Source organism: Cecembia rubra, from assembly GCF_003014575.1.
Classification (GTDB): domain Bacteria; phylum Bacteroidota; class Bacteroidia; order Cytophagales; family Cyclobacteriaceae; genus Cecembia_A; species Cecembia_A rubra.
Window position 1 is genome coordinate 150,033 of record NZ_PYGF01000003.1, and the last position, 20,249, is coordinate 170,281.

Annotated in this window: 17 protein-coding genes; 7 read left to right on the forward strand and 10 right to left on the reverse strand. The window is 40.5% G+C overall.

Features of this window, described 5'->3' with window-relative positions:
• Positions 1 to 2: 2 nt before the first annotated feature.
• From CLV48_RS07630 to CLV48_RS07640, 3 genes are read left to right on the forward strand one after another with little or no spacing between them, the layout of a single operon-like run.
• A complete protein-coding gene (locus CLV48_RS07630; RefSeq protein ID WP_106566688.1) occupies positions 3 to 1,667 on the forward strand; it encodes a DUF5060 domain-containing protein in 1,665 nt (554 codons plus the stop codon).
• Positions 1,664 to 2,617, forward strand: coding sequence for a nucleoside hydrolase (locus tag CLV48_RS07635; RefSeq protein WP_106566689.1), 954 nt, complete (start codon positions 1,664 to 1,666; stop codon positions 2,615 to 2,617). Before CLV48_RS07630 ends, CLV48_RS07635 begins: the two co-directional genes overlap by 4 nt.
• An 11-nt stretch (positions 2,618 to 2,628) precedes the next feature.
• A complete protein-coding gene (locus CLV48_RS07640; protein WP_245889509.1) occupies positions 2,629 to 4,752 on the forward strand; it encodes an outer membrane protein assembly factor BamB family protein in 2,124 nt (707 codons plus the stop codon).
• Positions 4,753 to 5,237: 485 nt separating this feature from the next.
• Here the strand turns inward: CLV48_RS07640 and CLV48_RS07645 are convergent, their stop codons facing one another.
• From CLV48_RS07645 to CLV48_RS07660, 4 genes are all read right to left on the reverse strand, one after another.
• Complete coding sequence (locus CLV48_RS07645) at positions 5,238 to 6,308, reverse strand: 6-bladed beta-propeller (RefSeq protein ID WP_106566691.1); 1,071 nt, start codon at positions 6,306 to 6,308, stop codon at positions 5,238 to 5,240.
• 154 nt (positions 6,309 to 6,462) lie between these two features.
• A complete protein-coding gene (locus CLV48_RS07650; protein ID WP_106566692.1) occupies positions 6,463 to 7,440 on the reverse strand; it encodes a YpdA family putative bacillithiol disulfide reductase in 978 nt (325 codons plus the stop codon).
• 15 nt (positions 7,441 to 7,455) lie between these two features.
• Complete coding sequence (locus tag CLV48_RS07655; protein WP_106566693.1) at positions 7,456 to 8,241, reverse strand: NRDE family protein; 786 nt, start codon at positions 8,239 to 8,241, stop codon at positions 7,456 to 7,458.
• Positions 8,242 to 8,290: 49 nt separating this feature from the next.
• On the reverse strand, positions 8,291 to 9,400 hold the full coding sequence (locus CLV48_RS07660) for an alkene reductase (RefSeq protein ID WP_106566694.1): 1,110 nt from the start codon (positions 9,398 to 9,400) through the stop codon (positions 8,291 to 8,293).
• Positions 9,401 to 9,599: 199 nt separating this feature from the next.
• Between CLV48_RS07660 and CLV48_RS07665 the strand changes: the two genes are divergently transcribed.
• Positions 9,600 to 9,974 carry a BlaI/MecI/CopY family transcriptional regulator gene (locus CLV48_RS07665; RefSeq protein WP_106566695.1) on the forward strand — a complete coding sequence of 125 codons (375 nt, stop codon included), beginning with the start codon at positions 9,600 to 9,602 and terminating at the stop codon, positions 9,972 to 9,974.
• Entirely contained in the window at positions 9,974 to 11,884 is a 1,911-nt protein-coding gene (locus tag CLV48_RS07670; protein WP_106566696.1) for a M56 family metallopeptidase, read from the forward strand. Before CLV48_RS07665 ends, CLV48_RS07670 begins: the two co-directional genes overlap by 1 nt.
• 46 nt (positions 11,885 to 11,930) lie before the next feature.
• On the opposite strand, the gene thrC is transcribed toward CLV48_RS07670, so the two are convergent.
• From thrC to CLV48_RS07700, 6 genes are all read right to left on the reverse strand, one after another.
• Entirely contained in the window at positions 11,931 to 13,238 is a 1,308-nt protein-coding gene (gene thrC, locus CLV48_RS07675) for a threonine synthase (RefSeq protein WP_106566697.1), read from the reverse strand.
• A 42-nt stretch (positions 13,239 to 13,280) separates the two neighbouring features.
• Entirely contained in the window at positions 13,281 to 14,213 is a 933-nt protein-coding gene (locus tag CLV48_RS07680) for a homoserine kinase (RefSeq protein WP_106566698.1), read from the reverse strand.
• Between the two features lie 2 nt (positions 14,214 to 14,215).
• Positions 14,216 to 16,669 (reverse strand): bifunctional aspartate kinase/homoserine dehydrogenase I, encoded by a 2,454-nt coding sequence (gene thrA, locus CLV48_RS07685; protein ID WP_106566699.1) that lies wholly within the window; start codon positions 16,667 to 16,669, stop codon positions 14,216 to 14,218.
• A 408-nt stretch (positions 16,670 to 17,077) separates the two neighbouring features.
• On the reverse strand, positions 17,078 to 17,530 hold the full coding sequence (locus tag CLV48_RS07690; protein ID WP_106566700.1) for a nuclear transport factor 2 family protein: 453 nt from the start codon (positions 17,528 to 17,530) through the stop codon (positions 17,078 to 17,080).
• Positions 17,530 to 18,216, reverse strand: a complete 687-nt coding sequence (locus CLV48_RS07695) for a head GIN domain-containing protein (protein WP_106566701.1) — start codon at positions 18,214 to 18,216, stop codon at positions 17,530 to 17,532. Before CLV48_RS07695 ends, CLV48_RS07690 begins: the two co-directional genes overlap by 1 nt.
• A gap of 18 nt (positions 18,217 to 18,234) precedes the next feature.
• Positions 18,235 to 18,912 (reverse strand): SDR family NAD(P)-dependent oxidoreductase, encoded by a 678-nt coding sequence (locus tag CLV48_RS07700; RefSeq protein ID WP_106566702.1) that lies wholly within the window; start codon positions 18,910 to 18,912, stop codon positions 18,235 to 18,237.
• Between the two features lie 47 nt (positions 18,913 to 18,959).
• On the opposite strand from CLV48_RS07700, the gene CLV48_RS07705 reads away from it, so the two are divergent.
• Both CLV48_RS07705 and CLV48_RS07710 read left to right on the forward strand, forming a co-directional pair.
• On the forward strand, positions 18,960 to 19,850 hold the full coding sequence (locus CLV48_RS07705) for a mechanosensitive ion channel family protein (protein WP_106566703.1): 891 nt from the start codon (positions 18,960 to 18,962) through the stop codon (positions 19,848 to 19,850).
• Positions 19,825 to 20,157: an MGMT family protein gene (locus CLV48_RS07710; RefSeq protein ID WP_106566704.1), complete on the forward strand. Its 333-nt coding sequence runs from the start codon at positions 19,825 to 19,827 to the stop codon at positions 20,155 to 20,157. Before CLV48_RS07705 ends, CLV48_RS07710 begins: the two co-directional genes overlap by 26 nt.
• The last annotated feature ends 92 nt before the right edge of the window (positions 20,158 to 20,249 follow it).

A 20,249-nucleotide genomic window follows, 5' to 3' on the forward strand; every position in this document is an offset into this window, starting at 1 on the left:
CTATGAATTACCTCAAAATCTTATTTTTTTTTTACTGCTGGATCATTTCATTTTCTTCACCGGCTCAACTTATCAAAAAAGAGCTCAAACAAGGCGGTACATACAAAGCAAAAATATGGGAGATACATGACTTGATTTTAACAGGCAAAGTAAAAGAAAATGAAAACCCATTTGACATCAAGTTTGGAGCTATTTATACAGGCCCTAATAACCAAGTCATGGATATTCCAGGATTTTATGACGGTAATGGAAAATGGGTCACCCGCTTTTCTGCCTCCACTATTGGCAATTGGGAATTCGAAACTTATTCATCCAAGCCAGAACTGAGTGGACAAAAAGGAACAATCAGCATCACTGAAAGCTCAGGTAATTTGAACAGAGGAGCAGCACAAATAGATCCTCAAAATCCTCAGGCATTTATCTATGAAAATGGGGATTCACACTTTTTTTTGGCTTACGAACTGGACTGGTTATTTGCATTAGATTATGATAATAAAACCGGGATTCCAAGAACTGAAAAAATTTTAGATGATGTGGCGGCAAATGGTTTTAACCATATTGTAATGAATGTGTATGCCTATGATGTAGGTTGGAAGGTTGCAGACAATGTACCTGAGGAATATTTTTTTGGCAGACCTGAGTACGGGATTTTTGAAGGCTGCAATGGGAACCCTGATTTCAGCAGACTAAACCTGGCGCTGTTCCAGCACTTGGACAGGGTATTTGTTGCCATGCAGGGAAGAGGCTTAGATGCCCACCTTATGATCTATGTATGGAACAAAAAAGTCAATTGGCCTGAAATGTACAGCAAAGCAGACAACCTTTATTTTGACTATGTGATCAGTAGGTACCAAGCTTTTAACAATATTATCTGGGATATTTCAAAAGAAGCCTTGGATTATGGCCGTTGTGATATTCCTTATCTTCATGAACGCATTAGCAGGGTAAGGTCAAAGGATGCCTTTAAAAGATTGCTTACTGTACATGACTATGAATACAACTCCAGGCATGAGGACAAAGTTGATTTTGTTTCCATTCAAAGCTGGCGCCCGAATCTATATTCTCTGATGCTTCAAGGTAGGCAGTTTCATAGCAAACCAGTTGTGAATATTGAGCATGGAGGCTATGAAGAAGGACCATTTGGTTCCTTTGTGGGTAATTATACCAATGCAGAAACCTGCTTGGAAAGGACTTATGAATGCATTTTCGCGGGAGTTTATGGTTCTTATTATTGGCAGAATTCAGCCTGGAACATCGTTATTTGGGATGCATTGGATGAAAATAAGGGTTTTGATGCCCCTCGTTATGATTATTATAAACATTTGGCAGCACTCTTCGGAAAATTTAATTTCAATGAATTTAAGCCATCAGTTCCTAAGTTGACTACTAATGACAAGGGAGGCTATGATAACCTGGCGACCAACGGATTTGGATTATATGATGAAAAAGGCAATTACCTGATGCTTATTCCTAAAGAGACCGAAAGGACCAATGTCATCATTCCAAAGCCTGAAAGTGGCAAAATAAAGGTCAGTTGGATGAATCCCTTTACGGGAGAATTCTTTGATATGGGAGTCAGGGAATGGACTGGCTGGATGGAAATGATCAGTCCCTGGCAGTATGAAATGAGTGTTCTGATTATCGAAAACCAAAAACAGGAAAAATGAACACCTATCCAAATAAAATCAAACTGCCCTTTCTAAGCGCAATATTGTTATCGTTGATTTTCGTAACCTATCCTAGTTTTTCCCAAAAACAAAAAGTTTGGTTGGATTCAGATACTGGTAACGAAATGGATGACCTTTATGCCATCGTCCGTTTGTTGAAAGAACCTTCGGTCGAAGTAGTGGGATTGAGCTCGGCCCATTTCAACAATCCGGATCTATTGGTATTCGAAAAATGGAACGCTTATGATACCAAGGGTCTCAACACCCTGGAGGACTCACAAAGGCTGAATGAATTGATCCTTAATACCATGGATATGACCCATATTCCCCATCCCAGAGGAGCAGACAGACAGATTGGAAGGGCCTGGGGCGGAACTGAACCTCGGGATTCTCCCGCAGCCCGGGAAATCATCCAAATTGCCAAATCACTTCCTGAAGGAGAAAAACTGGACATCCTTACTTTAGGAGCATTGACCAATATTGCCTCTGCCATCATTATGGCACCGGAAATTGTTCCTAGAATCAGGGTTTTTGCCCTGGGTGCCAGGTACAATCAACAATCCCGGGCTTGGAGCAAAAATGAATTCAATATCCGCAATGACTTGAATGCATTTGATTATCTTTTGGATCTGAAAGATTTCGACTTTACAATCATGCCACTGGAAACTGCCCTTCCGCTTAAATTTGACCGGGAAGAAACCTATGCAAGGACAAATGACAATATCCCCATAGAAAAAATCCTGGCTGACCGTTGGCGGGAACAGAATCCTCAGGACAAGACCAGGGTAATGTGGGACCTGGCATTGGTAGGTGCCTACCTTCTTCCCCAGTACTCAGAAGTTTTACTGGTCAATAGTCCCCCTGAAAACAAATCATTTACAGTAATGATTTATTCAAAGATAGACAGTGATGCCTTAATGAAAGATTTCTGGAAAATATTAAAGCAATAAGCCCAATGAACATGTTTCGATTAATCGCCTTTGTTGGATTAGGCTGTGCATTTTTAGCCTGCTCCCAAACTGAACAATACCCGCTCCCGGATTATTCTAAATGGGAGCATTTTGGAGGTACCAATGATGCAGCCAGGTATTCTTCCCATTCCCAAATCACTAAGGAAAATGTAAAAAACCTGGAACAGGCTTGGACTTTTCATACGGGAGATGCCACGGAAAGGAGCCAGATTCAGACCCAGCCCATTGTAGTGGATGGGGTTTTATATGGGGTCAGTCCTCAGATCAATGTTTTTGCCCTCAAGGCAGATACAGGAAAGCCACTGTGGCGCTTTAACCCATTTCAATTACTTGGAGGGGAGAATTCCTGGGCCGGGGTCAATAGGGGATTGGCATATTGGGAAGAAGGACAGGATAAAAGGATATTTTTCAGTGCTTCCAATTACCTTATTGCTTTGGAGGCTGAGACAGGGAGGCCCATTGAATCTTTTGGTGAAAAGGGTATGGTAGACCTGAAAAAAGATCTGGATACCGACTTGGAAGATTTTTTACTGGTAAGCAATACTCCCGGAATCATCTACAAGGATAAAATCATCCTTGGCATGCGCCTTTCTGAAGGCTTGGACGCAGCACCTGGACATATAAGGGCTTATAATGTCAAAACGGGAAAAAGAGAATGGATTTTCCATACCATCCCTATGGAGGGACAATATGGATACGACACTTGGGATCCAAATTACATAGAATACATAGGAGGGGCCAATAACTGGGCTGGCATGAGCCTGGATGAAAACAGAGGGATTGTGTATGTCCCTACTGGTTCAGCTACCTATGATTTTTGGGGAGGTTACAGACATGGAGCCAATTTATTTGCCAACTCCCTTATAGCCCTGGATGCCAACACAGGAAAAAGAATATGGCATTTCCAGGGAGTACATCATGATATATGGGATAGAGATTTTCCTGCCAACCCAAACCTCATCCGTATCAAAAAAGATGGAAAATGGATAGATGCTGTAGCTCAGACTTCCAAACAGGGGTATGTGTATGTTTTTGATCGGGTGACAGGTGAACCTGTTTGGCCGATAGAAGAACGTCCAGTCCCACAATCTACCCTTCCGGGAGAAAAAAGTTGGCCTACACAGCCCCACCCCACTTTGCCAGAGCCCTTCATGCGCATGGTGTACACCGAAAATGAAATCTTGCGCCTGACTCCAGAGTGGGAAGCGGATATCAGAGGCAAACTCGATAATGTAAAATTCGGCAACATGTGGCTGCCACCAAGCCATGAACACGGGATAGTCCTATTTCCAGGCATGGACGGTGGTGCAGAATGGGGAGGATCATCCTTTGACCCATTTACCCAAACACTCTATGTCAATGCCAATGAAATCCCTTGGGTGATACGCATGGGGGCCAATCCAAAATCTACCAGTCTGGGGCAGAGCGTTTACGCCAACTATTGCGCCAACTGTCATGGTATGGACCGCAAAGGCAATCCACCTGCATTCCCCTCCTTAATTGGTTTGGATAAAAAATACAATGAAGGCAGTTTGGACAACCTGATCAAAAACGGAAAAGGAGCCATGCCTGCCTTCTCCCATATTGCAGAGAATGAGCGGAAAGCCATGATCGCCTATCTCTTTGGAGAAGAAAAAGAAGATCCTAATGCTAAAAAAGAACTGGAAGGAGGTAAAGAAATGATGACCCCGCAATTTTACATGCAGGGTTATTCCCGTCTGCTGACGGAAGATGGGTATCCAGGAATACAACCTCCCTGGGGTACGCTGACGGCCATTGACATGAATACCGGGAAAATCAAATGGCAATCTGTCTTAGGAGAATTTGAAGAACTTACAGCAAAAGGATTTGCTCCTACAGGTACAGAAAACTATGGAGGTCCAGTGACTACTGCAGGGGGATTGGTCTTCATTGCAGCCACCAAGGACGAGAAAATCAGGGCTTTTGATAAAGATACCGGTAAAATCTTATGGGAGGCCAAACTTCCAGCTGCCGGGCATGCTACCCCGGCGGTCTATTCGGTCAATGGAAAACAGTATGTGGTCATTGCCTGTGGTGGCGGAAAAGGCACCAAATCCGGGGATGCTTATGTTGCTTTTGCTTTACCGGATTGACTGTTAAAGTTTTGAACCACAACCTGTCCTGAAAATCGGGAAAAGGAACAAAAGGTATTCTTTAAGACCTTAACTCTGATAACTTAGTGCGACAAAAAGGCCCGATTTTGATCAATCAAAAGACAAATTTCAGAATAAAAGAAAGCCTGATCACTCAACTTTTACAGGAAGCTGGTGAAAGCAAGGAATAAAATTTGAAGGACAATTGAAAGTTTTTGCTTTACAGAATTGAACAAAAAAGTCTGTGAATCACAACCTTTCCCTAATATCGGGAAAAGATTCAAAAGGGGAACAAAAGGAAAAGCACATACCCCAATAGCGGATGGTTAGGATATTGCAAGACGTATCGGGAAAACTTTTGTGGACTCTTTTTGGTTCAAAAAAATCATTTCGGTTTTTGTCTTGATTACACAAGAAGCAAGACGTGTCTTCGTACTTCGTACTTGGTACTTTGTACCTCTTTTTACCTCCTACCTGAAAAAGGATCACTTCAACTTAACAATCCCAATAACAGGATTCATTACCTCAGAGGCGGATTCCATGAATTCCATGGATTTCGCATAATAGAAGACATTGCTATTGAGGTCTAATGGTCTTAAAACCACTTTATCCCCCTGCTCATCGAAAAATCCTTCATCTAGATTATAACCTTTGGATTTTTTCAGATCATAGAGAAAAAACTTCCTCTTGCTTTCAATGTCATATTCACATAAGAGGTAATCCTTTGACAGGATTATACTGATGATCATTATGGCTTTATTCCCTTTGTCGTCAAAATGGGGAGCCTCAAAATCCAGTTTTATATGGGGAATTAAATTTGAATTATCGATATGAAATAAAGTATCCCTTAAGGTTTTGTCAATAGGTGGTGTAGGCGTGTAAACATAATTTCTATCCCCTACCCTTGAGATAAAGTTCCTGTTATGAAAACCCAAAATCATTCTTTGTTCCAAAACAACCTGCCGTAAGGACAAAGAGTCCGTTACTTCAAGTTGGGGATTCATAGCCAATAAAAACGTTTCATTGGAAAATCTATTTTCAACGGGCCGCATCAGCTGTTCGGTAATGGCATGAAATTCGTTCCCCAGAAAAGTCAGGTAATTCAAATTGTTTGGGAAGGTTCTTTCTTCCAAGAAAACACCTTCCTCAGAGTACACCAATAGTCTTCTTCCATCACTGATATATATCTTCCCTGAGGCTTCATCTATGGTAAATCCGAAGATAGTTTTGGTTTCTCCCGGGCCATCGCCTATCGGTATCAGGTTTTTGATATAGTTTCCTTCAATATCAAAAACCAGAATCTTGTTGTTCCGATCTTTTACAAAAACCTTTTTATCTGAAATTTTAACATCATAAACATTGATGATCAAGGCATTCTCCCTTGTTTCTAAAGGAATAGTTTCAATAGAACCGGCAATAGCTGCCAAGCTAATATCACTATCGGTACTTTGAGGAACTTTAATGATTTTCATTCCTGAATGCTCAGTTTTGGAACAAGCAAAAGTCAAAATGAGCAAAATAATTAATCCGGAAAGCTTTAGGGATTTTTTCTTCATCAAAAATTAATTTTTAAGTAATTAAACCTAAAGATTAAATTTTATAATCACAAAAATTAGGCGACTTTAATTCACGTAAAGACGCAAAGACACTAATTTCTTTACATAAGCTCATTAATTTTTTCCTCAGTCTTATGTCTTTTGTCTTGAATCTTCAAACCTTCTTCCCCAAGATATGCTTCACTATCTGCTCTGCATGTATAATGGAGTTCTCAATAAAAAATTCCCTTGTATTCAATCCCCCACAGACTACGCCGGCCAGATAAACACCGGGTACATTGGACTCCTGATTCGTCTGATCGTAGCAGGGCTGACGCTTTTCATCTAGGCTTAACTCTACGCCCAATTGATCCAAAAGGGCAAAATTGGGCACATAACCTGTCATGGCCAGGACAAAGTCATTTTCAATAGTGACTCCCCCGTTGGGGGTATTAACGACCACTTCCTTTTCCCTGATTTCTTTAACAAGAGAATGGGTAAAGGCTTTGATGGATCCTTCCTTGATACGATTTTCAATATCAGGTTTGACCCAGTATTTGACATTAGGGTCGACACTCTCATCCTTGAGGACCATGGTCACTTCAGCGCCTTTACGCCAGGTTTCCAAGGCTACGTCCACTGCAGAATTTCCTCCTCCTACAACCAATACTTTTTGTCCGATATAGGGCCAGGGTTCTTTGTAATAATGGGTGACTTTTGGGAGTTCCTCCCCGGGAACATTCATCAGATTGGGAAGGTCATAAAATCCGGTAGATAAGATGACATTTTTGGTGATGTATGTATCCTTAGAAGTGATGATTTCAAACAGATTCTGCTCTTTTTTAAGCGTCTTGACTTCTTCATATAACCTGACTTTAAGCTTCCAGGTCTGCGCTACCCTACGGTAATATTCCAAGGCTTCTGTTCGGGTAGGCTTATGGGAAATAGACATAAATGGAATCCCACCCATTTCCAGTTTCTCCGAGGTGGAAAAAAAAGTCATGTTCAGGGGATAATTGAAAAGAGAATTAGTCAAAACACCCTTTTCCACTATGACATAGTTAAGTCCGGCTTTTTCACATTCGATCCCACAGGCGAGCCCGATTGGCCCCCCTCCGATTATCAAAACATCTAAAATCTCTTGATTTTCCATGTTTTTACAACAGGATTAAATATGATTCTGTTCCAAAAAATTTTCCACCTTAAAGTTGAATACAGTATCCTCATGGGTTCCTGCTACCTGATCAAACTTCCTTTCCATTATTTCTACTTCTCCATTATGTTTCCAAAGCAGGACAGTAGAATTTATCGTTCCATAATAATTCCCTACATTGATAAACTGTGCAGATAGAAGCTTCTCTTGCTCAGGTGTTGCCCCGGTATCAGGTAAAATTTCCTGTGGGTCTGTTTCCCTGGACTGCTGGCCAATCATCAGGCTTTCCAGATCAAAGTTGGAATCTTGGATGTGATTACCAAGGCTTTGTTTGGCTTTGACCAACTTGGGCCAAGGGGTTTCCAGCACTGCATTACTCAGCCCATATAGTCCGGGTTTAAGTATTTGGATGCCATCTGTTTTATTGGATAGATAGTAGAGCCCTTCATGATTTCCTACCAAAAGGTTAAAACCATCATAATCCCTCTTTTCCTTTTCGATTTCTTCCAGATAAGAGAAGGGATCCATATCCCCTTCCAGATAATTCTTGACCAAATCACCACGAGACTTGGCATATTTCTCTTTATTTCTCAGATTTCTGAAATTGGTAATGGCTGCAAATCGTCCATTGGGATGCATGCCCAACCAAGTTCCTCCTGCCCGTAGGTCCTTGCCAGCATAAAAACCAGAATCCCATAACTGCAAAGAAGCGGATGGCCTTTCAAAGAATTCGTCTCTGTTGGCCACTAAGATAAATTTATACTCAGGATGATTATCCCAATTAAATGCTAGTAGACACATGTTTGCAAAATAATAAAAAAGGCCGAACTAAGTCGGCCTTTAATTCAAATTATATCGATTTTGAAACGGATAATTTAGGATAATCTGTAAATCCCTTTTCCCCAGGAGTATAAAAAGTGGATTGATCCCAATCTGCCAAAGGCGCATTCTCCGCAAAACGCTCGACCAAATCAGGATTGGAAATAAATGGTTTACCATAGGCCACTGCATCAGCCAATCCCTCCAAAACAACCTGATTACCTTTTTCCTGATCAAAACCTGCATTGATGATCAAAGTGCCTTTGTACATTGGCCTGTACCTTTTGGCAATCTCTTTTTCTGCATAAGGAATTTCGGAAACATCATTGAAAGGTTCTGACAAATGAAGATAGGCCAAATCATATTGATTGAGTTTTTCAATGATGTAATCGAAAGTCGGAATGGTCTCCTCATCCATTGTCATCCCAAAAATGCCGTGAAGTGATGGGTTCAACCTTACCCCAATTCTATTTACAGGCATTACTTCTTTGATGGCATCAATTACTTCAAATAAGATCCTGGCTCTATTTTCAATACTTCCACCATATTCATCTGTCCTTACGTTAGAAGTCCTGTTGAAAAACTGATGCAACAAATAACCATTTGAAGAATGTATTTCCACTCCATCAAAGCCTGCTCTCATCGCATTTTCTGCTGCTTTTTTATAATCAAGGATGGTTTGTTTGATTTCTTCAATCGTCATTTCCTTGGGTGTCTCAGTGTCTTTGAAACCCTCTGGTGTAAAAGACTTGGAATGTGGATTGATGGCAGAAGGCGCATGGGGCAATTCACCACCATGAAAATCAGGATGGGACATTCTACCCACATGCCATAATTGAATAAATATTTTGCCTCCTTTTTCATGCACACCTTCAGTGACTTTTTTCCAACCTTCCACTTGGGCATCAGAATAAATCCCCGGTGTATTCACATATCCTACTGCTTTTTTCGAAATCTGAGCTCCTTCGGAGATGATCAGGCCAGCCGATGACCTTTGTTTATAATATTTTACATGGATATCGAAAGGTGCATTTTCAGGATTGGTTGCCCTGCTTCTTGTCATTGGAGCCATTATTACCCTGTTTTGCAATTCCAAATCTCCCATTTGAAGCTTTTCTAAAAGCGGTTGTCTAGTTATCATAATCTTTGGTTTTTCAAATCTATGTATATACAACTATTGTGACTTAGGCTTAGTTCCATGAAATCCGTAGCAGTTTCATAAATCAGTTAACAGTTTCTTCCTCAGCACTAAAATCATGTTACGAAAAAAATCGTATTAAAATTTTGAAATTACGAACCTATTCGTATAACTTTGTACGAAACGAATCGTATTAATCTTTATGAACACTAAACCCACGGAATCCGAACTAGAAATCTTATCCCTTCTATGGCAAATGAAAAAGGCCACAGTTCGGGAAATCCACGAGAAGTTGGCCGAATCTAAAGATACCGGTTATACGACAACCCTGAAGATCATGCAGATCATGCATAGCAAGGGAATCTTGGGTAGGGATGAGCAAAACCGTACCCACGTGTACTATCCTTTGGTAGAAGAAAAGGCTACCCAGCAAAATCTTGTAAGCAATTTTATGGCCACAGCATTTGGTGGCTCTGCCAAAAACCTGGTCATGCAGGCTTTGGGGCAGGGCAATCCCTCCAAAGAGGAATTAGATGAAATCCGCGCATTTTTGGACCAATTGGAAAAAGACAAATAATGGAATTCTTAGAAAACATGTTTCCAGAACTTTATCTCTATGCCCTTGGATGGATGATCATCCATGCACTTTGGCAAATTGCAGGCATAGGGTTATTGCTATGGCTCGGGCTAAGCATTTTCAGGCATAAAACGGCCGCCTTCAAATACAACCTGAGTTTGGTCATGCTGGCCATGATTCCCATCGCAGCTATCGTAACTTTCGCTTGGAATTTTGACTCCGGACTGCCAGGTGAACATAGTGGATTAAGTGAGGCAGAATGGGCTTACCTAAGTGCTCAACCTGATCTTATTCATCAGTTACAGTTACAAACAGATGCTAAAGCAGATTGGCAGCTATTGAGCAGAAGAATTGAAAAGCACATCCCTACTTTAGTGAATTTATGGATGATTGGGGCTTTCCTTTTTTTCTTCAAAACCGCAAGTAATCTGGCTGACCTGAGGTCTCTCCATCAGAAAAAACACGATTCCATTTCAGATGAATTATCAAGGTTTGTTGAAAAAATAAGCAATCAACTGGCCCTTACCAGACCTATAAAAATACTTTCAAGTAGACATGCAGATGTACCGATGACCTATGGTATCATCAAACCGGTCATTCTTATTCCTTCGGCTTTATTGTTTCAGATGAGCCCTAGGCAATTGGAAGCTATTATTGCTCATGAGTTGGCCCATATCAAAAGGTATGACTACCTGGCAAATCTGATCCAATCCATTTTGGAGATGTTTTTTTTCTTCCATCCGGTTTTCTGGTGGATCAACCATGAGATCAAAAAACAAAGGGAAATGGCTTGCGATGAAATGGCTGTAGCAATTGGAGCAAATCCAAAAGACCTGGCTTATGGATTGGCTAATGTGATCAATCTGGCCCAAAATAAAGCCCCTGAAATGGCCATGGCTGTCGTCAAAAAGCCCAATCCTACTTTGGATAGAATCAAGAAAATCATGGGGGTAAGCCCCTCTCCTACACAACCAACTACTTTAACCACAATTACCATGATGATTACCTTGATACTTGGCGCATCGCTCTTGGTGGGAGCGACTGACCAAAGCAGCGAATCCTCCGAAGATTTGCTTTTAACCCAATCGAAAACACAATCTCTTGATCCTCTTTTCCTATTGGAATTAAGGGAAATAGAACAAGACACAGTCCCTCCACCTAAAGCAGCATTTTTGCATAAGGATTCTATCCACACAGGAGTATTCAGCCCAGACCTTTTGGAACTGTTTGAAATAAACATGGAACCCCTTAAAGATTTGGGAATGCTCTTCAGAGACTTGGATTTTGACATGGGAGGTTTCAGCAGCATGCCACACTTGGAATTAAGGGATATGCCTATGCCCCATTTTAATTTTGACAATATGCCCAAATGGGAAATAGGCCCTGAAATTTTCAAAAAACTAATCCCTGATTCCACCATGCTAAAGGAATTGGCCTTGATCAGAGTTTCTCTTGCTGACAGCACTTTCAAAATGAAATTGGCAGATAAAAGCAAGCTGTCCAAAGAAGAATGGGAGGAATATCAAAAGCTGAAAAATGCTGAATTGGCCAAGAGGAAGGAAATACTTGCTGAACAATTAGAAGCTTTGCAACAGGAGAGAATATCAAAAACCGAGGAATGGAAAAAATCCTTCGAACCCAAAATGAAGGAATTCGAGGAAAAAATGAAAAAATGGGAAAAGGAAAACCAACCTAAAATAGAAGAGTATCAGGCCAGGGTGAAAGCTTGGGAAAAAGAAAACCAGCCCAGGATCGAAGAATTCCAGAGAAAGATGGAAGAATGGCAAAAGGCCAATGAAGAAAAAATGAAAGTTTTCCAGGAAAAAATGGAAGCTTGGCAAAAGAAGCACGAAGCAGAAATGAAAGCACTTGAACAAAAGCTCAAAGATGCAGAGACCAAGAAAAACTAAAACAACATAGAAAATAAAAGGGCCTGTGTAATTCATTGGCCCTTTTTTATAGTATGGAGTTACTTAAATAGGCTCTAAAAGCCCCATAATCATTAGGAAGTCCCTTTGCATTCTTCTCTCCCTTCATAAACTCCTTTAATCGATCAGGTAATTCCAGTTCAATCCCCAAAACTTTATCCACCACAGACTTGAACTTTCCGGGATGAGCCGTTTCCAAAAAAATGCCCACATATTCTCCAGGATTCATTTTGAGGAAATTTCGAAGCCCCAGGTACCCCACTGCCCCATGCGGGTCCAGGATATATCCGGTTTCCTCCATCACTTTTTTCATGGCCTTCGCCGTATCCTCATCATCAAAATAAAAGCCTTTGACTTTTTTCCTAAACAAAGCCTCATCATTTCCATACAAAGCCAACAATCTGTAAAAGTTGCTGGGATTACCAACATCCATGGAATTGCTGATTGTGGAGATGGAGGGCTTGGCCTTAAAATCCAATCCATGCAAAAAATCCGGCACGATCTTATTGATGTTGGTGCTGGCCACAAAAACATCGATTGGAAGCCCCATACGCTCGGCCAAAATACCAGCTCCCAGATTGCCAAAATTTCCACTGGGCACAGATATAGCCAATTTTTTATCCTTTTCCGGAAGCCTGGACCAGGCATAAAAATAATACAGACACTGGGGAATCCATCGGGCAATATTGATGGAATTGGCCGAAGTGAGGAGTATTTTTTCATTCAATTCTTTATCCAAAAAAGCCTCCTTGACCAACCATTGACAATCATCAAATACCCCCTCTACTTCCAGACAATTGATATTTTCTCCCAATGTGGTAAACTGCATCTCCTGCAACTCTGAAACTTTTCCTTTGGGATAAAGTATAATCACTTCCACTCCAGGTACTTTATAAAAACCATTAGCTACTGCCGAACCGGTATCTCCTGAAGTTGCTACCAAAACCTTTACCTTTCTTTCTTCCCCCTCCATGAGTATAGACATCAATTTGGAACAAAATCTTGCTCCAAAATCTTTAAATGCTAAAGTGGGGCCATGGAATAGCTCCAAACTATAAATTCCCTCACTGACTTTTACCAATGGGGCATCAAAGTTTAAGGTATGGTCTACCAGTTTCATGACTTGTTCCTCCCCCAACTCCTCCCCAAACAACTTCCCAATAACCTCATACCCAATTTCCTTAAAACTCATTTCAGAAATCCTTTCAAAGAAAGAAGCAGGTAAAACAGGAATTCTTTCCGGCATATAAAGCCCCTGATCAGGAGCTAAGCCTCGGATGACGGCCTCTTTTAAAGAAACTTTATGCTTGGGATTGTTTGTGCTGTAAAACTGCATGAATATTTAGGAGATGATTTTAGTTATTATTGGTTTTGAAAATTACGGAGTCTGAAGATAAGCCCCTCTGTCATTTACTTCGGAAACATAAATATCCACACCCAATCCAATTTTTTCGAACACTTTTTCACTTTCTTGACTTGCTTTTAAAGCAATATCTTTTCCCTTTGAAAGGATGAAGATGGTAGGACCTGAACCTGAAATTCCTGATCCTAATGCACCGATGGACCGAATAGCTTCCCTTAATTCATAAAACCCTGGAATCAACAGGGCCCTTGATGGCTCTGCAATGACATCTTTCAAAGATCTGCTTATCAGCTCAAAATCACTCTGGAAAAGACCTGCTATAAGTCCAGCTATATTGCCAGATTGTACTACTGATTCCTTCAATGAAATCCGCTGCCGTAGAACGGATCGGGAATCAGCCGTTTTAAGTTCCAAGTGAGGATGCACCAATGTACAGTACAAACCATCTGGAACCGGCAATTTGACTACATCGAGTGGGTCATAGCCCCGAATCAATACAAATCCCCCCAATATGGAAGGGGCGACATTATCTGCATGAGCAGCTCCACAGGCTATCCTCTCAGCCTCCATAGCAAATGGTACCAAATCCTTCTTTTCAAATGGCTTACCCAAAAGTTCATTGGCAGCAACCAATGCTGCTGCAGCACTAGCCGCTGAAGAGCCCATTCCGGAGCCTAAAGGCAATCCTTTATAAAGATGGATATCCATTCCCTGCTTTATCCCTAGGGCATCCAACATAGCTTGAATAGCTACTGAGCAGGTGTTTTTATCCACTTCGACAGGAAGTCTACCATCATCCCCTGTTATTTCTTTGACCTTCAGTTCACCATTATCCGAAAGATTTATTCTAACCCTATCTCCCAATTCATCAATGGCAAATCCAAGGATATCAAATCCACAGGAAACATTGGCCACAGTGGCCGGAGCAAATGCAGTCACCTGTTTCATACCTATCTGGAATAATTACCTAACCTAATGACATCTGCAAATACTCCGGCAGCTGTCACATCTGCTCCTGCACCGGGACCACGGATGATCATAGGGAAATCATGGTAACGTTCTGTAGTAAACAAAATCATATTATCACTTCCTTTAAGTGTATAAAACGGATGGCTACTGTCTAGGGCATTGAGTCCAACTTTGGCTTTACCATTTTCTAAAGTGGCCATAAACCGGAGTTTTTTTCCTTCTGACTTAGCTTTTTGAAGCATTTCGGAAAAAGTTCCATCATGAATTTTTAACCTTGTGAAAAACTCCTCAATATCTTTTGTTTCAATGCAATCTTCGGGCACCATACTTTGAATACTAATGTCTTCAAAATGTAGATCCTGCTCAGCTTCTCTCCCCAGAATTAAAATTTTTCTTCCAACATCCATACCGCTGAGATCATCTCTTGGGTCCGGTTCTGTATATCCTTTTTCCTTGGCCAACCTAACAACCTCACTAAATGATAGACCATTTTCAAACTCTGAGAAAATATAGTTCATGGATCCACTCAATACAGCTTCAATCCGTATGACTTTGTCTCCACTGAGCATCAGGTCCTGAAGGGTGTTGATTACAGGTAGTCCCGCTGCCACATTGGTTTCATAGAGAAATTTTACCCCTCTCTTGTAAGCAAGTTTTTTAAGTGCTTTGTATTTTTCCAAAGAACCTGAGTTAGCTTTTTTGTTTGGAGTAACAATCGGAACACTTGCCTCTAATACACGTTCATACACATCGGCAACATTTTGACTCGCAGTACAGTCCACAAAAACGGAATTTGAAAAATTCATTTCCTCCATTTGTTGGATAAATTTTTCCAGATCCATAGGTTTGGAATCTGGTGCATTTTCTGGATTTGGACAATTTCTAAGGTCAAAGCCATCTTCATGAAATGCCATAAACCTGGAATTTGCTATTCCGTGGATCTGAATATCCAGGTCATTTTCTCTTTGCAGTTTTTCTCTTTGATTGGCAATCATCTTGATCAATGCCTTTCCTATAAGGCCTACACCCACCAAAAAGAGGTGAAGCACTTTATTATCCGAAAGAAAGAATGATTCATGAAGGACGTTTAGGGCTTTTTGAAGGTCTGCCTGAGAGACAACAGCAGAAATGTTCAATTCAGAGCTGCCCTGAGCAATAGCATAGACGTTGATATTATTCCTGCCCAAAGACTGAAACATTCTTCCGCTGGCACCAGGGTTATGTTTCATATTTTCTCCAACCACTGCCACCACTGACATGTCTGGGACCACTACCACAGGATCCATTTCTCCATTTTTTATTTCATAGAGAAATTCCTTTTCTATCGCCTCTTTAGCCCTGGGCACTTCTAAGCTACGGATAGCCACACAAATGCTATGCTCCGAAGAAGCCTGGCTGATCAATAACACATGAATGTTGGCATCAGCAAGAGCTCCGAAAACCCTCCTGCTTACACCTACTAACTCAATTAATCCGGATCCCTCAATATTCAAAAGGGAGACACCTGACATGGAAGATATTCCCTTGATGAGTTTTCCACTCGGTCCCTCTCCATTGATCAAAGTACCAGGATTTGCGGGATCAAAAGTGTTTTTAATATATATCGGAATTCCCTTCTTCATTGCAGGCTGCATGGTAGCAGGGAAAATCACTTTGGCTCCAAAATGGGATAATTCCATGGCCTCACTGTAAGTTAGCTGAGGAATGGTAAAAGCTGTATACACTAACCTCGGGTCAGCAGTCAATACCCCGGAAACATCTGTCCATATTTCTAAACTTTCTGCCTGTAGGGCAGACGCAAAAATGGCCGCTGTGTAATCCGATCCACTTCTACCCAAGGTGGTAGTCTCTCCCTTTTCTGTGGAACCGATAAATCCGGTAATTACTTTAAGCCCTGGATGTTGATGAAAATAATCAAGTATCAGATCATTGGTAGCAGAAAAATCCACCTTGGCATTCCCAAACCTATCATTCGTCCTGACTACAGCCCTTGCATCGAGGTATATAGCTTGAAACCCCTCAACTTTCATTGCTTCAGTTAGAATAAAAGCAGACAATCTTTCTCCAAAACTGGCTACATAATCCAATGTCCTTGGGGAACATTCTTTGATCAAAAATATACCGTGAAACAGATCCTCCAATTCATTGAATCTCACTTTGACAAAAGTCAACACTGTAGATTGCAATTGAATGGGAATAAGCTGCTTGACTGCCTCAAAATGCCTGTCCTCCAAAGCCTTGACCTCATCCACATAAGTACGGTCACCTTGCCTTGCCTTTTCGGCTGAATTTAATAAAATCTCCGTAACCCCTCCAAAAGCAGAAAAAACAACGGCAAATTCGCCCTTATTTTGTTGAGATCTTAAAATCTTAAATACTTTGAGAATGTTTTCTTTATTAGCGACGGAAGAACCTCCAAATTTTAAAATTTTCATTTTTTTGCGACTTAATGGGATGAGTAAATAGAGTAAACCTGGCCAAAAATGGCCTTTTGAAAAGGGCTATATGTAAAAGGAATAACGGGATTACCCCGTAATGGTGGTGTAAAAAAAATACATGGAAAACACCATCCCCATACCAGAGGCAAGACCCAACCACCAAGTAGTAGGATTCGCAGAAAGTACAATATTTACAGCTCTGGACATGTTGTGAAATTTAACAGGACAATCTTAATGACAAAATTCCTAAATCAAAAATTATTTTTATGGTTTTTGCAAATTATTAAGATATTTTTTGGCAATACATCAAAAATACAAAGGCATTTTTACCAGTTCCAAAAGTTTTGAGTCAATTTACCAAGACTTAAAAAAGTAGCCAAATTTGATGAAATTTGGCTACTACAATCATTTGCAGCCATCTTTCCTCCTCGTATCGATTACATAGGTAATTTTCCATCCTTCGGGAGTATTTATGAGCTGGAATGAGTTGACCCCGCAATGGCTAAAACTGTCATTGACATAAAATTCATATATAGTCCAAGCTGATGCCATTTGACCGTCGATTTTGATCTGGTATTCCAAGATTCTTTCATCAAGGGTAGTACCCACTGGGGTAGCGGCAATCCTATTGATAAAATCAGCTACGGAATTAGAGCCTAACCTTGCACCTGACTCCCCTGCTATCACAGTCTGCATACTGGCTTCCGGGTGAAAAGACATTTTCACCATTTCCGGATCTTTGTTTTTCATACCTTCAAACATAGAGGCGATCACTTTTTCGACTTCTTTTTCCTCTTGGGCCTGAAGAGTTTGAATTACAAAGAGGAAAGATAAAACTAGAACGAGTATTTTTTTCATTAGTGTCTGGAAATGGTACCACCGGTACTTGTTTTAACATTGATTTCATTTGGATTGCCTCTGTAAAAGATTTTTCCGGCTGTAGCTGCAGAACCTTCAATTTTTCCTGAAGTCCTAAAATATACGGTTGAAGCAGTGTTTGCCAAAACTTCAACCTGATCGGCCCTTAAATTTTGCCCATCAACTTCTGCATTAGTAAAGGCCCTAATTCCTAGACCTTCAACTTTTCCGGTTACAAAGATTTTTGCATTGGTAGCTGCTTCTATATTGAGTACATCAGCCTCCACTTCTACTTCAAGGTAGGCACTTGTAGATGCGAATAAATATGCCTCCGAGGCTTCAATCGGGCTTTTGGCAATCACCCTCGCACTAGTCAAAGCTTCAATTCCTTGAATATCTTTATAGGTCACTTTTGCTTCAACATTGTGGTTTCTGAAATTCCCCCTTGCCAATCGGATTTCCAATGTTTCATCAACGATGGATGTCTCCACCTTTCCGAGTTCAATACCCGAAACAGTAAGTTCAACCTTATTCTCAGTGCCTTTTACCAATTCTACTTTGATGGCATTTGAAACCTTCACCGCATTAAATGTTTTGAGGCTTCTGGTTTCACTATTTGTCTGGGCCAGAATTACCCCAGAGGCAAAGAAAAAGGTCAATATCAATACTATGCGTTTTGTTTTCATATTTGAAAATCATTTTGGTTATATTCCTCCATAAAGCTTAAAGGTCATGTTCCTTAAAGCAGGATTATTGATTGCATAATGCATAGCCTCGGCGATTTCTGAAGGCCCGACCCACTGCGTAAAATCCGCATCAGGCATGGACTCTCTATTCTGAGGCGTATCAATAATGCTGGGAACAAATATATGCGCCCTAATCCTGGTCCCCTTTGACTCTTCTGCCACATAATTAGCCAGCCCGATTACCATATTCTTACTCAAAGCGTATGCCACAACATTTTTTCCGTCCTGCGTCTGAAGTGCAGGTCGGGCTCCCACAAAAAGAAAACTTCCAAAATCTGCTTTTTTCATAAAAGGAAGGAAGTTTTTGACCATATTGAATGCTGAATAAAAATTCAATCGGATCATCCTTTCGAGGTCCTCAATGGAAGTATTCTCTATATCTCCCATTGCAAAACCGCCCACCAATAGTGCGATAGCGTCCACTTCGCCATACTGCATCTGGTATTCTGTAGCAAATTCCCGGACTGCATCAGGATCAATCACATCAACTTCATATACATCATCTGCTTCTTCCACTTCTTGTCCGGAGTCGGGTTGGATAATGGCAATAATTCTATAACCCTCCCTCTTAAATTTACTTACCACCTCTAAACCCAAATTTCCTGCGGCACCTGTGATGATTATATTCCTTTCCATATTTACTTTTGTTTGTTTTTAGTCATATTATAAAATTCAACCCTGTCATGCTCCAATCTAAATCAGTTTTTAGACTTGCTGAAATTAAGAAATTCCGAATTTTCATCATTAAATTGATGATCTACCTCTCCCTTTTTTTACTCAACAACATATCAGATGCATTTATTGAATGGACATCGGCCAAGGTTGGGCTTGACAATATTATTACAGCACTACTTTTTCTTCTTGGAGCAAATATCCTCATTTCCCTCGCAAGAATAATCACTGCAAGGATTTATCTAAGAAAACAAAGCGAAGAACATCTTCATCCCAATTTTCTTTTGGGAATTTCCTGGATTTCCAATATACTAAATTCAGTTGTATTCATCTCTGCACTTATTATGGCATTTGGATTGAGGCCTGTTGAATTCTTGACAAGTTTAACCATTGTGGCAGCAGCGATTGCTATCATCTCCAAAGATTATATCACCAATACGATCAATGGTCTGATTATCATGTTTACAGATCAGTTTTCTTTAGGTGACACCATCAAAATCAATGATCAGAAAGGGATCATAAAAGACATCACTTTGATGAATACTGTCCTTAAAAGGGATGATGGATTGACCATGATGATCCCCAACAATCTCATGCTAGGCACTCATGTCATCAACTACAGGTTTACGGACCGCAAGGATGTTGAGTTTTTATTTGAGGTCCCAATAGAATTCCAAATGGGACTAAAAGAAATCAAAGAAAAAATTGAACCCAAGCTTTCAAAACGATTGAAATCAAAAGAAATTTCGAAATTCATTGTTGGACTGAATGGAGTGTTCAGAGAAAAAATTGCATTTAAAATCATTGTAGGGATTGCTCCTGAAAGAGAACCAGAAATCAGGGAAGAGTTCGATGAAATCTTATTAGAACTTCTGTATGAAAAACAGGGAAAATTACTTTGATCTGGTATATCAGGTCGTTAAACTCATTCCAAAAGGAAGAGTGACATCCTATGGAGCCATAGCCAATTACCTAGGATTAAAAAGCGGGGCCCGTATGGTTGGTTATGCGATGAATGCTTCACATAGCCAACCGGATATACCGGCGCACAGGGTTGTCAATAGAAATGGAGTGCTCACAGGTAAACATCACTTTAAAGATTCAAGTTATATGCAAGAGCAGTTGGAAAGGGAAGGAATTCTGGTAAAAAATGATAAAATCATAGATTTCGAGAATGTGTTTTGGGATCCAAACGAGTTAACAATTTGAAGTATTTTTCACCATTTTAAGGTGTTAACCGATAAAATAAGATTTTTTTCGACATTTTTTCCGAAAAACAGATAAATGTGTATGCTTTTTGC